Annotated in this window: 24 protein-coding genes, 1 tRNA gene and 1 pseudogene; 17 read left to right on the forward strand and 9 right to left on the reverse strand. The window is 61.5% G+C overall.

All coding sequences use genetic code 11. The features are described 5' to 3' along the window. The first annotated feature begins 475 nt into the window (after positions 1-475). From leuA to AC0L2H_RS01115, 4 genes are all read left to right on the forward strand, one after another. Entirely contained in the window at positions 476-2,152 is a 1,677-nt protein-coding gene (leuA, locus tag AC0L2H_RS01100; protein ID WP_473588864.1) for a 2-isopropylmalate synthase, read from the forward strand. Positions 2,153-2,334: 182 nt separating this feature from the next. Then, positions 2,335-4,113 carry a tetratricopeptide repeat protein gene (locus AC0L2H_RS01105; RefSeq protein WP_473588462.1) on the forward strand — a complete coding sequence of 593 codons (1,779 nt, stop codon included), beginning with the start codon at positions 2,335-2,337 and terminating at the stop codon, positions 4,111-4,113. A gap of 121 nt (positions 4,114-4,234) precedes the next feature. Further along, the gene (locus tag AC0L2H_RS01110) at positions 4,235-5,038 is read left to right on the forward strand and encodes an alpha/beta fold hydrolase (protein WP_473588463.1); all 804 of its coding nucleotides are present in this window, start codon (positions 4,235-4,237) and stop codon (positions 5,036-5,038) included. Positions 5,039-5,172: 134 nt separating this feature from the next. After that, positions 5,173-5,796 (forward strand): hypothetical protein, encoded by a 624-nt coding sequence (locus AC0L2H_RS01115; protein WP_473588464.1) that lies wholly within the window; start codon positions 5,173-5,175, stop codon positions 5,794-5,796. Here AC0L2H_RS01115 and AC0L2H_RS01120 read toward each other — a convergent pair. Further along, positions 5,786-6,706 carry a metallophosphoesterase family protein gene (locus tag AC0L2H_RS01120; protein WP_473588465.1) on the reverse strand — a complete coding sequence of 307 codons (921 nt, stop codon included), beginning with the start codon at positions 6,704-6,706 and terminating at the stop codon, positions 5,786-5,788. The two genes, AC0L2H_RS01115 and AC0L2H_RS01120, sit on opposite strands and share 11 nt — an antisense overlap. Positions 6,707-6,759: 53 nt before the next feature. Between AC0L2H_RS01120 and AC0L2H_RS01125 the strand changes: the two genes are divergently transcribed. Continuing rightward, positions 6,760-7,260, forward strand: coding sequence for an NUDIX domain-containing protein (locus AC0L2H_RS01125; RefSeq protein ID WP_473588466.1), 501 nt, complete (start codon positions 6,760-6,762; stop codon positions 7,258-7,260). 1 nt (position 7,261) lies between these two features. Here the strand turns inward: AC0L2H_RS01125 and AC0L2H_RS01130 are convergent, their stop codons facing one another. After that, complete coding sequence (locus AC0L2H_RS01130) at positions 7,262-8,251, reverse strand: glutathione S-transferase family protein (protein WP_473588467.1); 990 nt, start codon at positions 8,249-8,251, stop codon at positions 7,262-7,264. Positions 8,252-8,524: 273 nt separating this feature from the next. Here AC0L2H_RS01130 and AC0L2H_RS01135 point away from each other — a divergent pair, with 273 nt between their 5' ends. The 5 genes from AC0L2H_RS01135 to AC0L2H_RS01155 all read left to right on the forward strand — a co-directional run bounded on the left by AC0L2H_RS01135 (position 8,525) and on the right by AC0L2H_RS01155 (position 12,192). Beyond that, positions 8,525-9,061 carry a GNAT family N-acetyltransferase gene (locus AC0L2H_RS01135; RefSeq protein ID WP_473588468.1) on the forward strand — a complete coding sequence of 179 codons (537 nt, stop codon included), beginning with the start codon at positions 8,525-8,527 and terminating at the stop codon, positions 9,059-9,061. A gap of 25 nt (positions 9,062-9,086) precedes the next feature. Then, complete coding sequence (locus AC0L2H_RS01140) at positions 9,087-9,848, forward strand: 3-hydroxyacyl-CoA dehydrogenase (protein WP_473588469.1); 762 nt, start codon at positions 9,087-9,089, stop codon at positions 9,846-9,848. Between the two features lie 73 nt (positions 9,849-9,921). Then, positions 9,922-10,683: a HugZ family pyridoxamine 5'-phosphate oxidase gene (locus tag AC0L2H_RS01145; RefSeq protein ID WP_473588470.1), complete on the forward strand. Its 762-nt coding sequence runs from the start codon at positions 9,922-9,924 to the stop codon at positions 10,681-10,683. 169 nt (positions 10,684-10,852) lie between these two features. Then, on the forward strand, positions 10,853-11,191 hold the full coding sequence (locus AC0L2H_RS01150) for an ArsR/SmtB family transcription factor (protein ID WP_263782617.1): 339 nt from the start codon (positions 10,853-10,855) through the stop codon (positions 11,189-11,191). 197 nt (positions 11,192-11,388) lie between these two features. Beyond that, positions 11,389-12,192 (forward strand): TrmH family RNA methyltransferase, encoded by an 804-nt coding sequence (locus AC0L2H_RS01155; RefSeq protein ID WP_473588471.1) that lies wholly within the window; start codon positions 11,389-11,391, stop codon positions 12,190-12,192. A 32-nt stretch (positions 12,193-12,224) separates the two neighbouring features. Here the strand turns inward: AC0L2H_RS01155 and AC0L2H_RS01160 are convergent, their stop codons facing one another. The 3 genes from AC0L2H_RS01160 to AC0L2H_RS01170 form a co-directional block, all read right to left on the reverse strand. Then, positions 12,225-13,382, reverse strand: coding sequence for a coiled-coil domain-containing protein (locus tag AC0L2H_RS01160; protein WP_473588472.1), 1,158 nt, complete (start codon positions 13,380-13,382; stop codon positions 12,225-12,227). A gap of 148 nt (positions 13,383-13,530) precedes the next feature. Further along, the gene (locus AC0L2H_RS01165) at positions 13,531-14,067 is read right to left on the reverse strand and encodes a DUF1134 domain-containing protein (protein ID WP_473588865.1); all 537 of its coding nucleotides are present in this window, start codon (positions 14,065-14,067) and stop codon (positions 13,531-13,533) included. A gap of 59 nt (positions 14,068-14,126) precedes the next feature. Continuing rightward, positions 14,127-14,480: a hypothetical protein gene (locus AC0L2H_RS01170; protein WP_473588473.1), complete on the reverse strand. Its 354-nt coding sequence runs from the start codon at positions 14,478-14,480 to the stop codon at positions 14,127-14,129. Here AC0L2H_RS01170 and chpT point away from each other — a divergent pair. Together chpT and AC0L2H_RS01180 are read left to right on the forward strand one after the other, a co-directional pair. Next, entirely contained in the window at positions 14,464-15,093 is a 630-nt protein-coding gene (gene chpT / locus AC0L2H_RS01175) for a histidine phosphotransferase ChpT (protein ID WP_473588474.1), read from the forward strand. The two genes, AC0L2H_RS01170 and chpT, sit on opposite strands and share 17 nt — an antisense overlap. A gap of 283 nt (positions 15,094-15,376) precedes the next feature. Next, positions 15,377-15,742 (forward strand): annotated as a pseudogene (locus tag AC0L2H_RS01180) (response regulator); the annotation flags it as partial. A gap of 83 nt (positions 15,743-15,825) precedes the next feature. On the opposite strand, the gene ctrA reads toward AC0L2H_RS01180, so the two are convergent. Beyond that, positions 15,826-16,521, reverse strand: a complete 696-nt coding sequence (gene ctrA, locus AC0L2H_RS01185; RefSeq protein WP_006203583.1) for a response regulator transcription factor CtrA — start codon at positions 16,519-16,521, stop codon at positions 15,826-15,828. A gap of 452 nt (positions 16,522-16,973) precedes the next feature. Here ctrA and AC0L2H_RS01190 point away from each other — a divergent pair, with 452 nt between their 5' ends. Further along, on the forward strand, positions 16,974-17,351 hold the full coding sequence (locus AC0L2H_RS01190; RefSeq protein WP_292190762.1) for a flagellar export protein FliJ: 378 nt from the start codon (positions 16,974-16,976) through the stop codon (positions 17,349-17,351). Between the two features lie 427 nt (positions 17,352-17,778). Here AC0L2H_RS01190 and sciP read toward each other — a convergent pair whose 3' ends face one another. Both sciP and AC0L2H_RS01200 read right to left on the reverse strand, forming a co-directional pair. Further along, positions 17,779-18,054, reverse strand: a complete 276-nt coding sequence (gene sciP, locus AC0L2H_RS01195; RefSeq protein WP_006203587.1) for a CtrA inhibitor SciP — start codon at positions 18,052-18,054, stop codon at positions 17,779-17,781. A gap of 85 nt (positions 18,055-18,139) precedes the next feature. Then, positions 18,140-18,328: a hypothetical protein gene (locus tag AC0L2H_RS01200; protein ID WP_473588475.1), complete on the reverse strand. Its 189-nt coding sequence runs from the start codon at positions 18,326-18,328 to the stop codon at positions 18,140-18,142. Between AC0L2H_RS01200 and mnmA the strand changes: the two genes are divergently transcribed. Further along, entirely contained in the window at positions 18,327-19,517 is a 1,191-nt protein-coding gene (gene mnmA, locus AC0L2H_RS01205; protein ID WP_473588476.1) for a tRNA 2-thiouridine(34) synthase MnmA, read from the forward strand. The two genes, AC0L2H_RS01200 and mnmA, sit on opposite strands and share 2 nt — an antisense overlap. Positions 19,518-19,851: 334 nt before the next feature. Here mnmA and AC0L2H_RS01210 read toward each other — a convergent pair whose 3' ends face one another. Beyond that, positions 19,852-20,817, reverse strand: a complete 966-nt coding sequence (locus AC0L2H_RS01210; RefSeq protein ID WP_473588477.1) for a Gfo/Idh/MocA family protein — start codon at positions 20,815-20,817, stop codon at positions 19,852-19,854. Positions 20,818-21,056: 239 nt separating this feature from the next. Here AC0L2H_RS01210 and AC0L2H_RS01215 point away from each other — a divergent pair. The 3 genes from AC0L2H_RS01215 to AC0L2H_RS01225 all read left to right on the forward strand — a co-directional run bounded on the left by AC0L2H_RS01215 (position 21,057) and on the right by AC0L2H_RS01225 (position 22,959). Then, a tRNA-Met gene (locus AC0L2H_RS01215) sits at positions 21,057-21,133 on the forward strand. Positions 21,134-21,488: 355 nt separating this feature from the next. Then, the gene (locus AC0L2H_RS01220) at positions 21,489-22,253 is read left to right on the forward strand and encodes an alpha/beta fold hydrolase (RefSeq protein ID WP_473588478.1); all 765 of its coding nucleotides are present in this window, start codon (positions 21,489-21,491) and stop codon (positions 22,251-22,253) included. A gap of 448 nt (positions 22,254-22,701) precedes the next feature. Further along, entirely contained in the window at positions 22,702-22,959 is a 258-nt protein-coding gene (locus AC0L2H_RS01225) for a DUF982 domain-containing protein (protein WP_473588479.1), read from the forward strand. Positions 22,960-23,020 lie beyond the last annotated feature (61 nt).

Here is a 23,020-nt window from a genome sequence, read left to right on the forward strand (position 1 = left end):
GACAACGATACGCACCGAACAAAGTTTGGCGCATTTGCACCGTGTGGGGAAGAGCGAGCGCTCCGCGCCGTCAGGCAACCCACTTGCCTCCCACAGCCTGCTCCTGTATGAGAGCCGCCATGAACACGCGCGTTCCCTTCGTTGCTTCCCGTCGGACCGGCTTTGCCGGCGAGACCGTGCGCGCGCTTGCTTCGACCCTGCTGCTTCTCGGCCTTATTGGCGATCGCCGGGTTCGCTGAAGGAGCGCCCGGCGGTCGAACCGCCGCTCACGCGCACGCTCCTTGGCCAGTCAAATTGGCAAGTCACATCAAGCGAACGAAACTTTGGTAAGGCGCCGCTCGGCACCAATTCCGTCTGAAGGCGGATCCGCGAGCCGCCGGGAGAAACGATGATGAACGCACGAGAAGATGTCCGCGATGGCGGGGAACCCATGGCAAAGGACGCTGCCCAGGGCATGCCAGAGGCAGCCCGGGGCATGCCGGACGCTGCCCGCAAATATCAGCCCTATCCGACCGTTGGCCTCACCGATCGCACCTGGCCTTCGAAAATCATCGACAAGGCTCCGATCTGGTGCTCGGTCGACCTGCGCGACGGCAACCAGGCGCTGATCGACCCGATGGGCCACGAGCGCAAGGCGCGCATGTTCGGCCTGCTGCTCGACATGGGTTTCAAGGAGATCGAGATCGGTTTTCCCTCGGCCTCGCAGACCGACTTCGACTTCGCCCGCTGGTGCATCGAGGAAGGCAATGTGCCGGCCGATGTCTCGCTGCAGGTGCTGGTGCAGTGCCGGCCGGAACTGATCACCCGCACCTTCGAGGCGCTGAAGGGCGCCACCAACCCGATCGTGCATTTCTACAACTCGACCAGCGAATTGCAGCGCCGCGTCGTCTTCGAGAAGGACGTTGCCGGCATCAAGCGCATCGCTACCGACGCGGCCAAGATGATCACCGACATGGCGGCCAAGGCCGGCGGCGGTTATCGGTTCGAATACTCGCCTGAGAGCTTTACCGGCACCGAGCTCGAAGTGGCGCTGGAAATCTGCAATGCCGTCACCGAGATCGTGAGGCCGACCGCGGACAACAAGCTGATCATCAACCTGCCGTCCACGGTCGAGATGTCGACGCCCAACATCTATGCCGACCGCATCGAATGGATGTGCCGTAACCTGGATATCAGAGAGAACCTGCTCATTTCATTGCACCCGCACAATGATCGCGGCACCGGCATCGCCACCACCGAGCTCGGCCTGATGGCAGGCGCCGATCGCGTCGAAGGCACTCTGTTCGGCAATGGCGAGCGCACCGGCAATGTCGATATCGTCACCCTGGCGCTCAACATGTATACGCAAGGCGTCGATCCCGAACTCGATTGCTCCGACATCAACCGGATGAAGGACGTCTACGAATATTCAAACCAGTTGAAGATCCCGGAGCGCCATCCCTATGTCGGCGAGCTCGTCTACACCGCCTTTTCCGGCTCGCATCAGGATGCCATCAACAAGGGCATGAAGGCGCTGCGCAAGGCCAACACGCCGCACTGGGAAGTGCCCTATCTGCCGATCGATCCTGCCGATGTCGGCCGCAACTACGAGGCGATCATCCGCATCAATTCGCAATCCGGCAAGGGCGGCATCGCCTATGTGCTGCAGGCGGACTACGGCCTCCATTTGCCGCGCAACCTGCAGATCGAATTCAGCCAGGCAATCCAGGCGATCACCGATGCCGAAGGCAAGGAGGTGCCGGTCAAGCGCATCCACGAGCGCTTTCTCGACACCTATATCGACCAGCCCGGCGCGCGGCTGAAATTCCTGGACCATCAGACCTATCCGGATACCGAAACCAAGGGCCGGCGCGTGGTGGAGGCGGTCATCCTCGACGGGGGCAAGGAAGTGACGATATCCGGCTCCGGCACCGGCCCGATCGACGGTTTCGTCGATGCGCTGTCGCGCCATATCGGCGTCGAGATGTCGGTGCTCGACTATTCCGAGCATTCCATGCAGCGCGGCTCCAATGCCTCGGCCATTTCCTATGTCGAGATGGAACATCCAGGCGGCAAGCTGTTCGGCGCCGGCATCAACACCAACATCGTGGCCGCTTCATTGGAAGCCGTGGTTTCCGCTGCCAACCGCATCATCGGCCGCAAGGCGGGCTGAAAAACCCCGACAAGAGCAAGATGAGCCCGAATGGGAACATCTTGCTCCAATCTCAACGCCATTAACCACCGGGGGATTATCCGGTGGGGTACGCGATCGCATAATGGATGCATGCTTGTGTGGCAGTGTAGGCGCTATATGATCGCGCGCATAACCTGTGCCGACTTCGAAAGGATCGACACTTGCAGCATGCCACGCCTGCCGCCCCCGCAGTGCGCGAGACGTTGGAGCGATTGCTAGCCAGCGAGACGTTCGGGCGATCCGAGCGCGCGCGTAAATTGCTTCGCTACCTGGTCGAACGCGAGCAGGCAGGCGAAGCCGACAAGCTCAAGGGCTTTTCCATCGCGATGGATGTTTTCGGCAAGGACGGCGATTTCGATCCGTCGACCGATGCCGTGGTGCGGGTCCAGGCAGGCAGGCTGCGCGAGCTTCTTCAGCACTACTTCGCCAATGAGGGCATTGCAGAACCGATCCGCATCGCCATTCCGCGTGGCGGCTATGTCCCATCCTATGAACTCAACGCGATCCGTCTCCTCGTCGAGCCCGAGCCGGCGGAACATGTCGAGACGGTCGCCACCGTGCCGGAACCGCTCGAAGGCGCCGGCATGGTCGCGCGCCCTGCATCGTTCATGTCCTCTGTCGTCCCCGAGCCGGGACACGCGCTGCGGCGCCATCTCCAGTTCTTCTGGGCGGCGATCGCTCTGGTCATCGTCATGCTGGGCGTGTTGATCCTTCGTCAGGGAAGCAGCGCATTGCTGGCCGGAGGCGATGCCGCATCGACGGTCGAGAATGCGGTGGCGACCGGCAGCATCGCGCCATTGCCTCCGATCGAAGCCCTTCCGCTCGTCTACATTGCCGTGAAAGCCAACAGCGCCGAGGCGCGGCGCGTCGCCGCGTCGTTGCGCGCCGGCCTCAGCGGTTTCGATACAGTCAACTTCATCGGTCGCGATGCCGACAGCCCACCCGATCCGGTCGCGGACGCAACCAGTTTCATATTCGATGTCTTGCCGGGACCGACGACGGGCGATGTCACTCTCGAGTTGCAAAGCGTGGCGACCGGGCGGGTCCTGCTGTCGCGCAACCTCCTTGCCGCGGACAACACCCCCTCCGCCGTCGAGGATAGTGTCGCCGACATTTTGAGCTCGGCCGTTCCGGCCTCGGGCACGATCTACAACTACATCGAACAGAGCGGCATTCAGAACGGCCTGACGGAATGTCTGCGGCTCAACGACAAATACTATCTCGACCAGAGCGCCAGGACCCATGAGGCTGCGTATCGTTGTCTCGAAAACCTGGCCAATCTGGATGCGAAGTCGTCGCTCGTCTATTCCGAGCTTGCCTCCTTGCACCTCGAGGCGGTCACCGATCACTACGCCTATCCCCCCGGCGCAACAATTGAACAGGCGATGTTGTTTGCCCATCGCGCCGCACAGATGGGACCGACCAGCCCCTATGCGCACCGCGCCTACGGCTACCTCTACGCGCGCCTCGGCAACTCGGATGAATCGATCCGCTGGATGCGCAAGGCCCACGAGCTCAATCCTTATGACCTCAGCATGGCGGCGGCCTACGGCTACGTGCTGATCTTCGCCGGCAAGTACAGCCAGGGCACGCCAATTCTTGCTCACGCCGTCGAAATCTCCAGCGCTCATCCGACATGGTGGGACTACGGGCTTTTCGTCGGTGCGTTCATGCTGGGCGACATGAACAGGGCCACGATCGCCAGCGATGCGCTGCGGCCGACGGCGACGAAATCGCACTATCTGGCCGCGCGGCTGATCGCGGCGAAGGCCGCCGGCCGCGATCAACTGGCGCTAAATCTCGCGGACGAACTGGCCGCCAAGTTCCCGAAATTCGCGGCCGATCCGCGCGCGACATTCGCCGACAGACGATATCCCGCCGATCTGACCGACCGGCTGGTCGAGGCCCTGCATGCCGCCGGGATCGGCAGCGGTAGCTGACCATTTCCAGACTGGCGCCTGATCGCGAAGATTTTATTGGCCGTGGCTCTGGACAAAGAGCAATCCAGCCACGATTTCAGATCCGTTGTCCCGCCCGTCTTGCAATGCACCATAAATTTTCATGATTTCATCCCTTTACGCTGTCGAACGGGGCACCGGCTCGGAGACGATCGTCTTCCTGCATGGCTTCGGCGGTTGCCACGATGATTGGCGCGAGGTGATTTCGACACTGGCACCTGGAGCACGCACGCTGGCCTATGATCTCCCGGGCCACGGGCTGTCGCTCGATTTCCCCGAGGGCGGTTCGGCCAAGACGGCCGCCCGCGCCCTTCTTGTCGATCTCGGCGCGCGCACAATCAGCAGAGTGCATCTCGTCGGTCATTCGATGGGCGGGGCGGTAGCGGTGCTGATGGCATTGGCCGAGCCCGAAAAAATAGCGTCGCTCACACTTCTGGCCCCGGGCGGCTTTGGCACGGAGATCAACGGGCCGCTGTTGCGCCGCCATGCCGCTGCTGCCGACAGAAACGAAATTCGTGCCTGCCTCGCCGCCATGTCCGGACCGCAAAGTCCGCCCTCGGAGCGTATCGTGGATGTCCATGGCGATATGCGCGCGCGTCCTGGCCAGTTGCAGAAACTGGTCGAGATGGCGGCTGCCATGACCAGGGATGATCGGCAAGGTGTCATCCCGCGCGAACGGCTCGAGACGCTGACGATGCCGGTGATGGTGGTTTGGGGAACCGACGACACGGTGCTGCCCTTTACTCAGGCCGACGGCTTGCCGGCGCATTTTCACCTGCACCATGTGCTGGAGACCGGCCATATGCTGGTCGAGGAGGCGCCCGGCCTGGTCGCGGAGATAATTCGCCGCAACATGAAACGTCGCAGCCGCCGTCTTCGGCCAAAATTCGCCGCCGCGGCCAACTGATCCCTTCACTGCAAAGATTTGCGGCCGCCTGGACGCGTCAGGCAACCTTCGGCACCTACGCGAAGGCCGGTCCAGCGTGCAATTTGCCGGCGATTGTGTTAACTCGCTGTTAACCAACCACGAGGCAGACGCCGATGAAGGACGCAGGCGAGAACATCACCCAGATCGATCAGTCGCGAAGATTGTCCGATGCCATTCGCGACGTGAAAAACGCCTTCGCCGACCGCGACGACGTCGTGGTCGACATGCGCGAGGCGCATCGCATGCGGCTCGACTTGCTTGCCGCCGAACTCGCACCCGTCTTTGCCGACGTGCCCGCCGACATGGACAATTTCGACTTCGCCGTATCGTCCGGGCTGCAGCCACGTCTGTGGATCGACGCCGTCAGCCACATCGCCATGGGACGCGACCGCCGCACCTATCGTTTCCTCCGGGATACGCGCATCGGTCGTGTGGTGCTCGCCGAATCGACCGACATGAAACCCATAGCCGACCAGGTGACGCGCTACGTGGCGGAGCGCGTCGTTGAACGCCAGAGAATGCTGGAAGGTGGCGTCGAGCAGGCTATCGCCGGCCTGAAACGCGCTGCCGTGGCGGAAGCCGAGCCACCGTTGCAGGCCGCCCCGCGCGGCAAGGCCTGGTCGGCCTTCCTCTCCGGCCTTGGATTGATCGTGGCGGGCGCCCTGGTCGGGCTGGTTGTCTCGGTCATATTGTTCTGGGACCGCATCGTTGCGATGGGATGGGGCTTCAAGCCATAGCTTCGGCGTTCGCGCCAAGCTCCAGCGTCTCCAGGTCGGATGGCGCTATGGCTGGTCCGGTCAGGCCGCGCCGTGTCAGCTTGATGCGCCAATTGCCTTTTTCGCCATCGATATCGAGCAGATTGTACTGTGCGGCCGGGCGCCTGCCGCCGGGCGACTGTCCCGCGGCAGCCACGCCGACCACGGGAATCCTGCTGCCTCGCCCGCCGATGAAGAACAGCGACGGCTCATGCGAATGGCCGTGCAGGATGAGTTCGGCGCCATGCTTGTGAACGACCTTGTTGAAGCGGGCGATGCCGAACAGCCGCTTGGGCTGTGACACCGCGCCGCGCACCGGCGGGTGGTGGATCATGATCACCCGGAACAGCCCGCGCCTGGCGGTCGCATCGAGAATACCGCGCAGCCTTTCGGCCTGGCCTTCCAGAAAGAAGCCGTTGGCCATGAACGGAGCCGTGGCACGCGCCGTCGTGACACCGATCAGCGCGATGTCGCCGCGCACGCGCAGATAGGGAAAGGCATTGCGGTCGACAGGCGAATTGACGCCGTCGCCGGTCATCCACGCTGCCCATGACCGGCAGGCCTTGTCGAAGGCGCCCGGCACATAGGCGTCGTGGTTGCCGGGTACGACCGACACGTCATCCGGCGAACCCAGCGTCTCCAGCCAATGCTTGGCCATCTCGATCTCACCGTCGAGCGCCAGGTTGACCAGATCGCCGGTGACGGCGATGTGACCGGCACCACTGGCCTGCATGTCGGTGACGATCGTGTCGATGACGGCATCGTGCATGTGGCGGCGGCGGTTGCGCTGCCAGTTGACGTAGCCGACCACGCGCTTGGAGGCGAGATCGCGATAGGTTACATCGGGGAGCGGTCCCAGGTGGATATCGGAAATATGCGCGAGCCTGAACATCCTTCCTTCATAAGCGACGCGCGTCCCGCTTTCCACCCACGGTTTCGTGGTTGATGAAGCGGTCCGATCCGCAACAGGCCTTTCGCCAGACCGGCTGGCCGGGTTTCAGGGCAAGGCTGTTCCACCTGTACTTCGTGCTGCGGCGGCCAATGACGCTCGGCGTGCGCGGCCTGGTCCACGATCGCGCCTCCAATTCCGTCTTTCTCATCCGCCACACCTATGTCCCGGGCTGGCAGCTTCCGGGCGGCGGCGTGGAGCTCGGCGAGACGCTGGTTGAAGCGCTTGTGCGCGAACTCGCCGAGGAGGGCAACATTGCGCTCAGCGCGCCGCCGCTGCTGAAGTCGATGCATTTCAACCACAGGGCCAGCCGCCGCGATCACGTCGGCCTGTATCTGATCGAAGAGTTCAGCCAGACCGCGCCAAAGCTGCCGGACCATGAGATCGCCGAAGCCGGTTTCTTCCCGCTCGACCGCCTGCCCCAGGGAACCACGCCGGCCACGTTGCGGCGCATCGCCGAGATTTTTGGCGGCGAACAGCCGTCGCCCTACTGGTAGATCACGCCGCCTTCCTGAACCGCGCGCGATCATGCGGCGCGCCATGGTCGAGCTCCGGTCCGACCGGCACGATCCGCGCCGGATTGATGGTTTCATGGCTGCCGTAGTAGTGCGCCTTGATGTGGTGCAGGTTCACCGTGCCCGAGACGCCGTGCACCTGATAGAGGTCGCGCAGATAGTTCGACAGGTTCGGATAGTCGGCGATGCGGCGCAGATTGCACTTGAAATGGCCGACATAGACCGGATCGAAGCGGACCAGCGTCGTGAACAGCCGCCAGTCGGCCTCGGTGATGCGGTCGCCGGCGAGGTATCGCTGTTGCGACAGGCGGTCCTCCAGCGTGTCGAGCGCCGAGAACAGGTCGCCAAACGCCTCCTCATAGGCTGCTTGCGTGGTGGCGAAGCCGGCGCGATAGACGCCGTTGTTGATTGAGGGATAGACCAGCGCATTGATCTTGTCGATCTCGCCGCGCAACGCCTGCGGATAGAAATCGAGGCTGGCGTCGCCCCATGCGTCGAACGCGGAATTGAGCATCCGGATGATTTCAGAGGATTCGTTGGAAACGATGGCCTGCTCTTTTTTGTCCCACAGCACCGGCACCGTCACCCGGCCGGAATAGGCTGGATCGGCCCTGGTATAGATCTGATGCAGGAAATCGAGGCCGTAGAGCGTGTCGCCGGTGGCGCCGTCCTCGGCCAGGAAAGTCCAGCCATCCGCGCCCATGAAGTGATGGACGACCGAGACGGAAATCGCGTCCTTGAGCCGCTTCAGCTCGCGAAAGATAAGCGTCCGGTGCGCCCAGGGACAGGCAAGCGAGACATAGAGATGGTAGCGGCCGGGCTCGGCCTTGAAACCACGCTGGCGGCCCTCGGCCGGCGCGCCGTCGCGAGTGACCCAGTCGCGCCATTGCGACTGCGCCCGCACGAACCTGCCGCCACTGCCCGCGGTGTCGTAACCGCGATCATGCCACCTGCCCTCGACCAGCAATCCCATGCGAAATCTCCTTGCGTCCTCAACAGCCATTTAGGCGCAAGGCGGCACCGCCGAAGCCGTCATGTGCTGAACAGACCGTCACCTGGGCGAAGCGGTGGACGAAAACGGCGGATTGCGGCGGCCGAAAATTGATGCTAGCGGACAATCCGCATGTTCCACTTTGCTTTGATCCGGTCCGACCGACGACGAAAGGGCGCCCGCGCTTGATGCAGCGCTGACTGGCGAACGCTGCCGTTTGCAGCAAACCTTTCCCCGTACCGGAACGCAAAGACCATGAGCCTTGCCGACGTGAGATACCTGCCGGAAACTCCGGCGCATGACCCCGAAATCGAAGCCATCAACGACGAGGCCTTCGGGCCCGGCCGTTTCGTGCTGGCCGCCTACAAGATCCGCGAGGGCGGCCCGCATGAGCGGGCGCTGTCCTTTGTCGCCGTCGATGACAATACCGTCGTCGCCTCGGTGCGCATGACGCGCATCGCCGCCGGCGCCGGTCGTGCGCTGATGCTCGGGCCGCTCGCGGTGCGGCCAGCCTTCAAGAATCTCGGCATCGGCCGCCGGCTGGTGGCGATCGCATTGGAGGCCGCCACCAAGGCCGGCATGGCAGCCGTCATGCTTGTCGGAGACGAGCCTTATTATGGCCCGCTTGGCTTCAAGAGAATCCCGCGCGGGCAGATCTCCATGCCGCGCCCGGTCGATCTCGACCGGCTTTTAGCACATGAGATCGTGCCTGGCGCGGTGGCAAGGCTGGCGGGGGAGGTCTGCCATGCCGATCAGGCGAAGATCGCTGAGCCCATCGCCGTGATGGCATGATGCGCTTTAGGCGGAGGACACCGAGATGAACCCGAACGGCCAGATTGCGATCGTCACCGGAGGCGGATCCGGCCTTGGCGAGGCGACGGCGCGAGCGCTGGCCGCGAAGGGCGCCAGCGTTGCCATCCTCGACCTCGACATCGAGCGGGCGGCGAAGGTAGCGGCCGACATTGGCGGCCTCGCTATCCAATGCGATGTGAGCAGCGCCGACAGTGGCGCTGCTTCCGTCGCGGAGGTGGCAGGAAAGCTCGGCGAGCCGCGCATCCTGGTCAACTGCGCCGGCATCGCCATTGGCATCAAGACGATCGGCAAGGATGGTCCGCATCCGCTCGACCAGTACCGCAAGGTGATCGAGGTCAATTTGATCGGCACCTTCAACATGATCCGCCTCGTCGCCGACCGGGCTGCCAAACTCGAACCGTTGCAAGGCGGCGAGCGTGGCGTCATCGTCAATACGGCATCGGTCGCCGCCTATGACGGTCAGATCGGCCAGGCAGCCTATTCCGCTTCCAAGGGTGGTGTCGTCGGCATGACGCTGCCTGTGGCGCGGGACCTTGCCCGCTCAGGCATCCGCGTCTGCACCATCGCGCCCGGCATCTTCAAGACGCCGATGATGGCCGGCATGCCGCAGGAGGTGCAGGATTCGCTGGGCGCCGCGGTGCCCTTCCCGTCTCGTCTGGGCGAACCTTCCGAATATGCGGCACTTGCGCTGCACATCGTCGAAAACCAGATGCTGAACGGCGAGACCATCCGCCTCGACGGCGCCATCCGCATGGCGCCGAAATAGTACCGCTCTTGTCAAATCAGGCCTTGTCGTCCGATAAGTGGATCATGAAAATCAACTTGTCGCGGTGAGCACCTTGGACGACCGGAAGAAGGACGTGATCCGTGAGACGGACGCCGAGGCGATCAGGCTGGCCAAGACGCTGATCCGCGGCGCGCGCTTCGGTGCGCTTGCGGTGATCGAGCCCGGAACCGGTTCGCCGCTGGCCAGCAGGGTTGGCGTGGCGACCGACATCGACGGCACGCCGCTGATCCTCGTCTCGACGCTGTCCGCCCATACTGGCGCGATCCTTGCCGACCCGCGCTGTTCTCTGCTCGTGGGCCAACCCGGCAAGGGCGATCCGCTGGCGCACCCGCGCATCACCCTGGTTTGCCGGGCAGTGCCGCTCGAGCGCGGATCAGGCGCACATGCCCGCGCCGAACGGCGCTACCTCAATCGCAACCCCAAGGCAAAGCTCTATGCCGGGCTTGGCGACTTCTCGATCTTCCGTCTCGACCTCGAGCGAGCCAGTCTGAATGGCGGCTTCGGCAAGGCATATTCGCTCAACCGTGCCGACCTTGTCGCCACCGCACCCCTCGTCGACGAGCTCGCCGCCGCCGAACAATCCGCCCTCGACCACATGAATGCCGACCATCGCGGTGCAATTGCCATCTATGCCAGCCATTTCGCCAAGGCCGCGGGCGACGATTGGATCGTCACCGGCTTCGACGCCGATGGCATGGATCTGGCGTCGGGCGACGATGTCTGCCGGATCTTCTTTCCCGAGCCGTTGCAGGCCGCGCGGGATCTGCGCCATGTCTTGGTCGACATGGCAAAGATCGGTCGAGCGGCGAATTAGACACAGCTTCACAGTTAATCGAGTAGGGTCGAAAGCAAGCCTTGAGATTTGAGCGAAATGTTCTACCTTTCGCGCTAGCGTTGAATCGCCAACGCATATTCAGTGAGTCTATGGAATCAGATGCTACTGCCCCCATAGCGTCGGATGAGCAGGAAGGCATGGGGGATCGATGGTCTCGACAAAACTAATCGCCAACGCCGAATCGGCGGCCACGTTTCTGACGTTGATGGGCAACGAGAAACGGCTGTTGATCATGAGCTATTTGGCTGACGGTGAAATGTCGGTCGGCGCCATCGCCGAGAAGGTCCTGCTCAGCCAATCCGCCCTGTCGCAGCATCTGGCTAAATTGCGGGCGCTCGATCTGGTCGAGACCCGCCGCGACCGCCAGATGATCTACTATTCCTGCAAATCAGAGGCCGTGCGCGAACTTCTTACCATGCTGGACGGGATTTTCGGCGAAGGCGAGCTGTCGCAGATGGCCTATCGCCTGCGCCGCGCCGGGACTTGACCTGAAAGTCCGACCGTTCCTGCGTCGCTGATGTTTTTAGAGCGACGTGCGTCCGCTGGACGCACTAAGTACGCTCCAAGACAACGTGCGCTCTAAGACTGGGACAGAGTGCGCGTCTCAAGACTTTGAGGCCTCGCTTCGTGCTTTCCGAAAATCGATTCCGATTTTCCGGCCGATGCGAGTCCGCCGAGGAACGTATGGACCCTATCCGCATCGATGACCCGCTGGACCCGCGCGTCTCTGCCTATCTGGACATACGCGAGCGCGATCTTGCCGGCCGGCAAGGCCGCTTCGTTGCCGAGGGCAAGGTCGTATTGGACATGCTGCTCTCAACCGGGCGCTTCAAGGCCGAATCGGTGCTGGTGCTCGAAAACCGGCTGGCCGGTCTTGACGAAATCCTGCGCAAGGCGCCCGTGGACCTGCCGGTCTACGTCACGGCCGGCGAGATCATGGACAGGATTGCCGGCTTCCACATGCATCGCGGCATATTGGCGATCGGCCGCAAGGCCACGGCACAACCCGCGGAGGCCCTACTTGACGCTCTGCCGGCCCGCGCGCTGATCGTCGTGCTGGTCGGCATCGCCAATCATGACAATATCGGCTCCGTCTTTCGCAACGCCGCTGCCTTCGGCGCCGATGCCGTGTTTCTGGACGCGACCTGCTGCGATCCGCTGTACCGCAAGGCGATCCGCGTCTCCGTCGGCGCCGCGCTGAAAGTGCCCTTCGCCACCTTCGCCGATACCGTCGGCTTCATTGCCGCGCTCGACCGGCAAGGCTTCGACCAGTTCGCTCTGTCACCGCGCGGGCAAGCCGAAATCCGTGATGCAACAAGGGCAGAGCGGCTGGCGCTTTATCTCGGCACCGAGGGCGAAGGCCTGCCCGGGAGCCTGCTTGACCGTCTGCGGACTGTACGGATCGACATGGCCGAGGGGTTCGATAGCCTGAATGTCGCTGCGGCGTCAGCCATCGCGCTGCATCATTTTTCCGCAAGCAGGAGATGAACCGCGGAAGGCGGCCTCCATCTTGTCTGGCTTCAATTCGTCAAAGCGGCCTTCTGCAATGCTCGTACGCGGTCGGCAAGGCTGCGTTCGCCGCTTGCCGACTGCTTGGATGCGGCAAGCACCTTGGTGATCGGCGACTCCGGCCCGTCGAGCCGCGCCGTCAGGGCGACGACTTGCGCCGCCAGATCGCTCATCTGTTCGCGCAATGCCGCGCTGGCGTTGCGCGCATCGTTCCCGCCCTCTGACCTGACGGATTCGAAGGCGGCAAGGTCGGTCTTCAGCCGCTTGTTCTCGCGGGCCAGCACCGTCAACCTGGCTTCCAGCCGCTCCCGGTCGGCATCGAGCTTGGCGATCGCCTTTTCGATCTCGCCACCCTTGGCGGCCGCGCCGGCGGAATCGCCTGCTACGTTGACAAGGCGCAGCGGGAAGGTGTTGCCCTCGCCCTTCCTTTCGCGAAGTCGCGCGATCTCCTTTTCGCGGCGGTCCAGCTTTTCTTCGCGATCTGCAAGCGTGGCGAGCAGGCGCTCGACCTTCTTGTCCAGTTCACCCGTCCTTTTCTTCTCGGCTTTCAACGCGTCCCGCACGGCCTTGCTCTGGGCCGCGATCTCCTGGCTGCGCCTGTCCGCTTCCTTGCGCTGGCCGCGCAACAACGAAATGTCGCTGGCCAGCTTCTGCAGCTCGGATTCGCGCGCCACCAGTTCGATCTGGCGGTTGCTGGAGGAAAAACTGGCTTCATCATACATGTGCTCCAGTTTTTCCAGCTCGAGTGCGCGCTTTTCCAGCACACGCTCGGTTTGGGCAAGCCGATCCGTCAGACCCTGCAACTGGTCTTCGCGCTGTCGAAGTTCCTCGCTCTTGGCTTCGAGTTCCAGAAGGGCCTGTTTCTTGTCCTTCCGCTGGATTTCCAAACCCTTCAGGGCCTCGAGGCCACGGCCGATCTCGACAAGCTGTTCGGCTGATTTCTCGCGCAGCGACTTCACGCTCATTTCGAGCCGGCGCGTCGACATGGCGAACTCGGCCCGGACGCGGTCCTTGTCCGCCTGGATCTCGGCCAGCGTCAGCGGCATTGAACCCTCGACGCGTTTGCGCGTCAGCGCCACCGCCCTTCGCCAGATCGCCGGAGCAATCATCAGCGCCAGAAAGCCGGCGCAGAGAAAGCCGAGAACAAAGAACAGGATCGACTGAACCAAGATGACTATCCGTTATGGATGGCAAACAATCATAAGCAATTGTGCCACGTTCGCATGACGGAATTCCAGCGCTGCGGCAAGGGTCCGCCGCGACACCGTCCGGGTCGCGGCTTCAAAAAATCCGATCGAGATGATGCAGGTGTCCCGCTCAGAACGGATTCCAGGTCGCACGCTGGGTAAGCTTGAGGTAACCGAGATTGACGCCGAGGCGGGCGCCAACGCCGGTACGGATCGGCACCAGCAGCACGTTGTTGTTCTTCATGACGTTGAAGCCGACGCCGGCCACGATATAGGCCGAGCCGGCAACGCCGCCGAAACGATTGTAGAGGCTGCTCACATCATTGAGATTGTAGACCAGCATCATCACCCGCGAGCCCTCGCCGCCGAAATCCCAGCCAAGCGACGGCCCCTGCCAGAACACTTTGTGATCGCCGGCATTCTTGGTGTAGAGCGTGCCTTCGCCATAGGTCAGGCCACCGATCAGCGCGCCGGACCCCTCCTCGCCAAGCAGATAGCCGTTTGGCAAGCCGTAGGAGGCGAAGATCTTCTCGACGACGGTGGCGAGCCCGCCCGATGTCGCCCCGAAGAATTTGTGACCGGAATCAACGATCTCCTGAGCGGTGTATTCCTGGGCTCGCGAAGCCGAGGGGGAAAGGACGACAAGGCCCATGAGAGCGATCGTCATTGTGAGGACGCGGAAAAAAGTCCGGTCGTAGAATCGGGAAAACATGCTTCCAATCTCCGTCAGGGAGCACTTTCGCCGACGCCTCGCATCCGTTCGGCTCTTTGGCGGCCGTTAAGGATGACTGTTACGGGCAAACTATGCCGTAATTCTTTTTCAACCATTAAGCTTTCACATGAAGATGGCGGTTCGAAGGCTGGTTTTAGCCCGGTTTCGCTCGCTTGCGCATCCACTTGCGTGAACGCACCATTTTCTATCACGGCAAATTCTGGATTTGTTGATGCACGCACAAGCGCTGTGTATTCAGAAAGCCTTGGGAGCGAGCGTGATTCGTGTGGACAGGCGTGATCGTCGATCGCCCGGCCCTTGGTTGTGAAATTTTGCAGGGACTTTTCGCTGATGGCCGAGCTTTTCACCCTTTCCGCACCCGATCTCGCAGCACTTTTGTGCAGCCGGGTCTGTCACGACATTATTTCGCCGGTGGGCGCCATAAACAACGGGCTCGAACTGCTCGATGAAGGCGGCGCCGACGAAGATGCCATGAAACTGATTCGCCAGAGCGCCAGAAATGCCTCGGCCCGCTTGCAATTCGCCCGTATCGCCTTCGGCGCGGCCGGTTCTGCCGGGATGATGATCGACACCGGGGACGCGGAAGCCGTTGCCATCGCCTTCCTCAAGAACGAGAAGCCGGAACTGATCTGGAACGGAAGCCGCGCGCTGTTGCCAAAAAACAAGGTCAAGCTGCTGCTCAATCTCATTCTCGTCGCCAACGCCGCCATCCCGCGTGGCGGCAAGCTTGTGGTCACGCTTGAGAACCTCGACACCGCGCCGCGCTTTGCTCTGGCCGCGAGCGGTCCGATGCTGCGCGTACCGCCGAAGTTCCTCGAACTTCATTCCGGCCACAGACCCGAGGAACCGATCGACGCGCATTCGGTGCAACCCTATTACACGCTTCTCCTGGCGCGCGAAGCCAACATGACGATATCGATCCACGCAACCGCGGAGGAAATCGTCCTGTCCGCAGCCTGAGACTTCCTGGAGCGCTACACTGCGTCTCGGCTGCATGATCCGCTTGCCAACCTGTAATTTGGATCGCTCGCCAGCAGAAAGCACAGATAAAGAGCTTTTCTAACAATACCTGGCGTCGTAACTGAAAGATTTTCCGATCTGAATAAGTCGAAGTATCGACGAAGAAGAATACGTAAATAGCGCCTTTACAAAAATTTTACCCAACGGGTTTTCGGCTTCTTTACCGGATTGACCCTATGGTGCCTTCCAGCCCCTCGCGACGCCGACGGCAAAGAAGGCCCGAATGAAACGCTGCATGTTCATCGACGATTCGAGCGTCATCAGGAAGGTTGCAAAGCGCATCCTGGGTGGCCCCGACATGCTGGTCATCGAAGCCGCCAGCGGGTTTGACGCGATCGAGATGTGTGCAGCCGATATGCCTGATATCATCATCGTCGACGGCGCCCTGCCGGACATGCAGGCGGTAGACGTCATTCGCCGTCTGCGCGCCCTGGCAAGCCCGATACAGCCCCAGATCCTGATTTCGCTGGTTGAGGTCGAAGTCGCGGCGATCATGAAGGCAAAGCGCGCAGGCGCTCAGGGCTATCTGCTGAAGCCGTTCAATCGGCCGCAACTGCTCGAATGCTTCCGCAACTTGAAAATCGCATCTGACGCCAGATCACGAGTAGCTGTTCAAAAGCAAAACCCGACGGAAAGCCGGGTTTTTGTAGGAAACCAATCGAAAGATGGGTTTCAGGCGCTGACGCGGATATCCTCGGGTTCGCGCAGCACATAACCACGGCCCCAGACCGTCTCGATATAATTCTGGCCGCCGGAAGCGGCATCGAGCTTCTTGCGCAGTTTGCAGATGAAGACGTCGATGATCTTCAGTTCCGGTTCGTCCATACCGCCGTAAAGGTGGTTGAGGAACATTTCCTTCGTCAGCGTGGTGCCCTTGCGCAGCGAGAGCAACTCCAGCATCTGGTATTCCTTACCGGTCAGATGCACGCGCTGGCCGCCGACCTCGACGGTCTTGGCGTCAAGGTTCACCACCAGGTCACCGGTGGTGATGACCGACTGGGCATGACCCTTGGAACGCCGCACGATAGCGTGAATGCGGGCAACCAACTCATCCTTGTGGAACGGCTTGGTCATGTAGTCGTCGGCGCCGAAGCCGAGACCGCGCACCTTGTCCTCGATGCCGGCCATGCCTGAGAGGATCAGGATCGGCGTCTTCACCTTGGAAAGACGAAGTGTCCTCAAGACTTCATATCCCGACATATCAGGGAGATTGAGGTCGAGAAGGATGATGTCGTAGTCGTAAAGCTTGCCTAGGTCGACACCTTCTTCGCCAAGGTCGGTCGTATAGACGTTGAAGCTTTCCGATTTCAGCATCAGCTCGATGCTTTGTGCGGTTGCACTGTCATCTTCTATCAGCAGAACACGCATTTCATTCCCCTTTTCTGCCGCCGGACCATTTCTCGACCCGTCCAGGACCGGAGCAGTGATTGCCTAGAGCAGAGGCTGCCATCGAATGGTTAACAAAACCTAATTCCGTGCTGATGACGATATCAGATTTTTTAACCTCTTTCTACACCTTGTTGAATCTAATGATGAATCACAGAACCAAACCGCTAATGCAACACATTAATAAGCCAGACTAAGTGACTCCAGGGACTCGCTGGCCATGCTTCCAACCGAGGGACCGAAATTTTTACCCGGCCTTAAGTCCTGAGCCGTATGATTAACAATGCCCGTAAACGAATGGTTACCGCCGGCAAAAAACTTTAGGGGTTTGTTTCCCATAGTTCCGGGAAAGCCGGTGGAAACGGGTGAAGCCTCGGCTTGCCGGGGCGGATTGGACGATATGTGCAGGTGTGCGTTTCCAGGAGTACCGAATCATGAAGTCACGTGAAAACCTCGTTCGACTGAAGCAATTTCAGGTGAACGAGAAGCGGCGGCAGCTGCTGCAACTCGACATGATGATCGCCGAATTCGAACGCATGGCCGTCGAACTGGAACTTCAGATCACCGCCGAGGAAAAGAAGGCTGGCATCACCGACATCAACCATTTTGCCTATCCGACCTTCGCCAAGGCGGCGCGTTTGCGTCGCGACAATCTCAGAAATTCGCAAAGCGATCTCGCCCAGCAGCGAAGCATTGCCGAATCACTGCTCGGCGAAGCCGAAGCGGAGCTCTCCAAGGCCGAAATGCTCGAATCGCGTGACACCAAGATCCGCGACGCCGAGACCGGCGGCCGCAGCGCCATGATCGGCTGAAAACAGGGCTCCAGGCCCAATTTGCACGCGGCGATCGGGCATTGACCCTGGATGCCGCCACTCGCCAGACGGGTGTCAGTCTCAAGCCATCCTTCCTGTCCCGCAGCCCGCGCGCGAGGTATCCGGGTCGAACGCATGTCTGTCGTGACCGACCACAACAGCCTTGCTGAGCTTGTGGAGCGGGGTCGGCGCGAAAAGCTTGCCGTTCCCTAGCGAACTTCTTTCCTTTTGAAGAGGCCGGCGCCGCGCATACCTTTCTCGGCCCAAGCCGATCTTCAAGGTGGCGCTTGCGGCCTGACACGGGAGAATCGTTTCGGCAAAACAAAAAGGGCGCGGATTGCCGCGCCTTTCATCGTCCTCGAACCGGGTTCAGACTACGATCCCGAAAAGTGGAATCCGGTTTTCCGAAAAGATCATGGCCAAAGCTCTAATGGCGATATTGCTGGATGCGCGTCGTGCGCAGCCCGGCAAGGCCGTATTCATCGATCGATGCCTGCCAGGACAGGAATTCCTCGGTGGTCAGCTTGTAGCGCTGGCAAGCTTCTTCAAGACTCAAAAGCCCGCCGCGCACCGCAGCAACCACTTCCGCCTTGCGCCGGATAACCCAGCGACGAGTGTTCGTCGGCGGCAGATCGGCGATCGTAAGAGGGCTGCCGTCGGGCCCGATAACATATTTGACTCGCGGTCGAACTAGATCGGTCATCGTACTCTCTACTAAAAACTCAAAGACCCAATCCCCACCACATTACCGCCACAGCTTTAAAAATTGCCTAAGCGAACCCTAATAGCTAGGTAAGGTTCATGAACGCCGCGTTAGTGTTTTCGTCGGCATTTGAGATATCCGCCGGCAAACGCGGAATTTGCTGGCGAAAATCGGCGCCGCCACAAAGCTGGCGCACCCGAAGTGCTTGACCTATATTCCGGCCATTGGCATTCAAGCGCCGCCAATCGGGCGCCGCGCAGAACGAAAGAACCATGAACAGCCTCGACCTTCCCGGAAGCCCGCAAAACACCCGCGTCGTCGTTGCCATGTCGGGCGGCGTCGATTCGTCCGTCGTCGCCGGACTTTTGAAGCATGAAGGCTATGATGTCGTCGGCGTGACGCTGCAGCTTTACGACCACGGCGCGGCAACGCATCGGGCCGGCTCATGCTGCGCCGGCCAGGATATCGACGATGCCCGCCGCGTTTCAGAGACGCTTGGCATCCCGCATTATGTGCTCAATTACGAGGAGCGCTTCCGCAAGGCGGTGATCGACCCGTTCGCCGAAAGCTATGTGGCCGGCGAAACGCCGATCCCTTGCGTTTCCTGCAACCAGACGGTGAAGTTCGCCGACCTTCTGGCGACGGCGCGGGAGCTCGGCGCCGACGCGCTGGCCACCGGCCACTACATCCGTTCCGGCGCCAACGGCAACCATCGCGCTCTCTACCGGCCGGTCGACGCGGATCGCGACCAGAGCTATTTCCTGTTTGCCACCACACAGGCGCAGATCGACTATCTGCGCTTTCCGCTCGGCGGCCTGTCGAAGCCGCAGGTTCGCGCCATTGCCGAGGAAATGGGGCTTAACGTCGCCGCCAAGCAGGACAGCCAGGACATCTGCTTCGTGCCGCAGGGCAAATATTCCGACATCATCGCCAAGCTGAAGCCGGCCGCCGCCAACCCGGGCGACATCGTCCATATCGACGGCCGCGTGCTCGGCCGCCATGAAGGCATTTTGCGCTATACGATCGGCCAGCGCCGCGGCATCGGCATCGCTTCGGGCGAGCCGCTCTACGTCGTCCATCTCGATGCTGACCGCGCCCGCGTCGTCGTTGGTCCGCGCGAGGCGCTGGAGACGCACAAGATCTATCTGCGCAACATGAACTGGCTGGGCGACGGGCAGCTCGCCGACATTCCGGCGACCGGGCTGGAGCTCTTTGCCAAGGTGCGCTCGACGCGCCCGCCGCGCCCGGCCGTGCTCCATCACCGCGCCGGTAGCGCCTTTGTCGAGTTGGTCGACGGCGAATCCGGCATCGCGCCGGGCCAGGCCTGCGTGCTCTATTCCGACGACGGCAACGAGGCCCGCGTGTTCGGCGGCGGCTTCATCGAGCGTTCCGAGCGCGGCGCCGAGGCCGAAGCGATGCTGAACCGGCTTGCTGCCCGGCCGGCGCAGGTTCCCGCCGAATAGAGCAGCACCGCCGCTTTTCTCTTAGAGACTGTTTCGAAATTCGCTCTGGCGAGTCATATGGTGGTGGTTTCGAGAACCGGCCTACGCCGGCCGTAGCCTTCATAGGGCGGAGCGCCTATGAGTGCTTCGGCCGGCGAAGGCCGGAGCGCAGCGGACATTTGGGTCCGTGAGCTTCGCGCATGACCCCGAAAATCGAAATCGATTTTCGGAAAGGATCATGCGCAAAATCAAAAGTGCTACAGCGTCCTTTGCGCGTTCAAAAGGACGCGCGGCGCTGTAGTAGCGCAGAAAACGCCATCGGATGGCCGCTAGAGTAGAGTTTCCAAACGGTCTCTCAGGAAGGCGATCCGGTATGGGCAACCGTGCCGGCGGTCAGGATACGCAGCACCCTGATGGCTTCCTCGCCGCTGGTGCGGGGTTCCGCCCGCGTCTCGATGCACTGGATGAAATGTTCCAGCTCGCGCGTCAGCGGCATGCCCTCCCCGACCGCCACATAGGACGGCTCGTTGGCGGTGAAGGCCCATTGGCCGCTGTCTTGCCATACCGCGTGGCGGTAGACGGCGAGCTTGCGCTCCCATGGCTCGACATCGTCGAACACCGCCATCGCCTTGGTGCCGACCACGGTCAGCCGCCGCTCACGGTAAGGATTGAGCCGCGAGGCGAAGAGATGGCTGCGCAGGCCATTGGGAAAGCGCATGTGCAGATGCGCGAAGTCGCTGAGCCTGTCGAGCAGGGCAGCCCCTTCGCCACGCACCTCGACCGGCTCCGAGCCGGTGATCGCCAGGATCATCGACAGATCGTGCGGCGCAAGATCCCACAACGCGTCGTTTTCGGTATGGAACTTGCCAAGCCCGAGCCGGTGCGAGTGGATGTAGCGCACCTCGCCGAGCTCGCCGTTGTCGATCAGCGCCTTCAGCGTCTCGAAAGCGGGATGAAAACGCAGCACATGGCCGACCATGAAGACGCGGCCGTTGTCGGCCGCCGCCTGCACCGAGCGCTCGGCATCGGCCACCGTCAGCGCGATCGGCTTTTCCACCAGCACATCCTTGCCGCTCTCGACGGCGCGCACCGCCATGTCGGCGTGGAACTGCGGCGGCAGCGCCATGACGATGGCATCGACGTCTTTGCGGCCAAACAGCGCCTCGGGCCCGATCGCCAGGCAGTCCTGCTCGCTGGCGAACCCTTCGGCACGGGCAGGGTTGGCGTCCGAAACCGCGTGCAGCGCGCCGAGCGCCTTGAGGGTGCGGATGTGGTTGCTGCCCCAGTATCCGCAACCGAGGACTGCAATGCGCGGTTTCATCAATTTCAGACCATGACTTTCGTGGCCGAGACATAGCGACGTGCCTCGTCGAACTCAACCCCGGCAGCTCAGCTCAAATATCTGCCCGGCAACGCATTTCGGCGACCCTCAATATGACGGCATGCCGACTGCATCGATGCTTGACAGGCTTGGTGTCCCAACCTTATATCCGCGCGACCTTGGCGAATGCCTCGACATGCCTTTCGATTTGAGGCGGATTTCGGGCCTTTCGCCGCCCTGGCGGGGTAGCTCAGTTGGTTAGAGCACGGGAATCATAATCCTGGGGTCGGGGGTTCAAGTCCCTCTCCCGCTACCATCACGGTCACCTAACGGCCTGATATTGTTACAGATTTTTTGACAAGAGAGTTCAGGACCGCTCCCTTTGCAGTTCTGATCTTCCTCAACTCATTGATAATAAAGGCGTTTCACCTCGGGGTTCAAATCACCTCGGGTTCAAAACCCAACCGCTACCACACGGCTCAGGAATGCGACTGTGCTCCTGGACCTTGCCCCCTGATGCGCTAGATCGAGAAAGCAAAGGGCCAATTTCGAGGCTTCTCACCACCTCGTTTGGGAATACGACAATGGAATGGCGATTAGCCGAACGGTTTTCCTTCGAAGGGCACTCTGTCGCTTGGAACGCAATCGGCGAAGGTCCGCCTGCCGTTGTGATGCACGGTTCGCCCTTCTCTTCGCTCGAGTGGCGGCGCATCGCGCCGTGGCTCGCCCGCCACCGGCAGGTGTTCTACTATGACATGATTGGGTTCGGGCAATCGGACAAGCCCGAGGCAGATATCCTGCATGGCGCCCAGAACAGGCTGTTCACCTCGCTTGTGAGGCATTGGGGCCTTGTGCGACCCGACGTCGTCGCGCACGATTTCGGCGGGTCAGCTGCCCTGCGTGCGCATCTTCTCAACGGCCTCGACTATCGCAGTCTCGTGCTGATTGATCCAGTCGCGATCAGCCCCCAAGGATCAGCCCTGGTGCAGGCCGCCAAGGAGCATCAGGAGGCGTTTGCAGGACTCCCGCCCTATGTTCACGAAGCCATATTGCGCGCGTATATCGGGGCCACGGTGAAGCACGCGCTCCGAGAAGAGGAGATGCAACTCTACCTCAGGCCGTGGCTCAACAAAGGGCAGAAGGCCTTTTGGCGTCAAGTCGCGCAAATGGACGACGAATACAGCTATGAGGTGGAGCATCGCTACGGCGAAATCCGCTGTCCGGTGGCCATCCTGTGGGGAGCCGAAGACGAATTCATTCCGTTGAAGGACGGCGAGGAACTCGCGCGACGCATTCCCGGCGCAGCGTTCACCGTCATCCCCGGCGCCAAGCATCTCGTACAGGAGGATGCGCCCGAAGCGATCGTCGCTTCCGTACTAGACTTCTGGCGACAACTGGAGGGAAACGCCATGATCCGCATCGGTCTGCAGAAATGACGTAGCGCGATGCACTCGCGTGCGGAGCATCGATCTTGCAGCCATCAAATTGCCTTGGACGCTCCGGGTGACGCCGTTCTCCAGCGGTGGAGGCCCGTAGCAGCGCTGTGCCATTTCCTATGAGCGTGCGACGGCCACACCCGGCAATTTAACGACAATCATGTCGGCGGCGCGTAAGCGCAACGGAGGCGACAGCCTGTCAGGAGGCATAGATGCCCGATACCACCGATACCGGAGAAGGCAAAGAACCCGACCGAGCCCTCGTCGTGCTTGCGGACTCGCGAAGCGTTACGCCAGCCCTTCCGACGCCTCGTTGGATATCTAGCGATGATTTCTGCCCACGACAAAGTTCGGAGCCTAATTTAATCGGGAACAAATCGGCGGCTGTGCGATTGGAGAGCCAATCAGCCGCGATGCGGCTGAAAAGCCTGCCTCCGCGAGGGCTGTCGTGCGCATAGGACACTTTAGAAAGCCAATTGTCATCCAGCCCGGCCGGATAGACCGTGACAGAGTTGTCGTTTCCGTGTCGGACGCAGCCGAAGTACTGCTGCGCGACTGGCCGAAGCCAACCTGCGCCAGGCGCCTTGCGGCAATAGAAGCTTGCCTAGCCGTGATGCGGGGAGAGAAGCCGCCCAAGGTTGCGCGACAGGCTTTCATCGTCGCGGCAAAGGACGCCAGAATCCTGCTCGACGAGAAATCTCGCTGATCGACCGGGCTCCCATGCCTGGCGCGAACGCCTGGTAATTTTTCGTTTGTCCGGAGGTGAT

The sequence above is a fragment of the Mesorhizobium sp. WSM4871 genome, assembly GCF_055811295.1.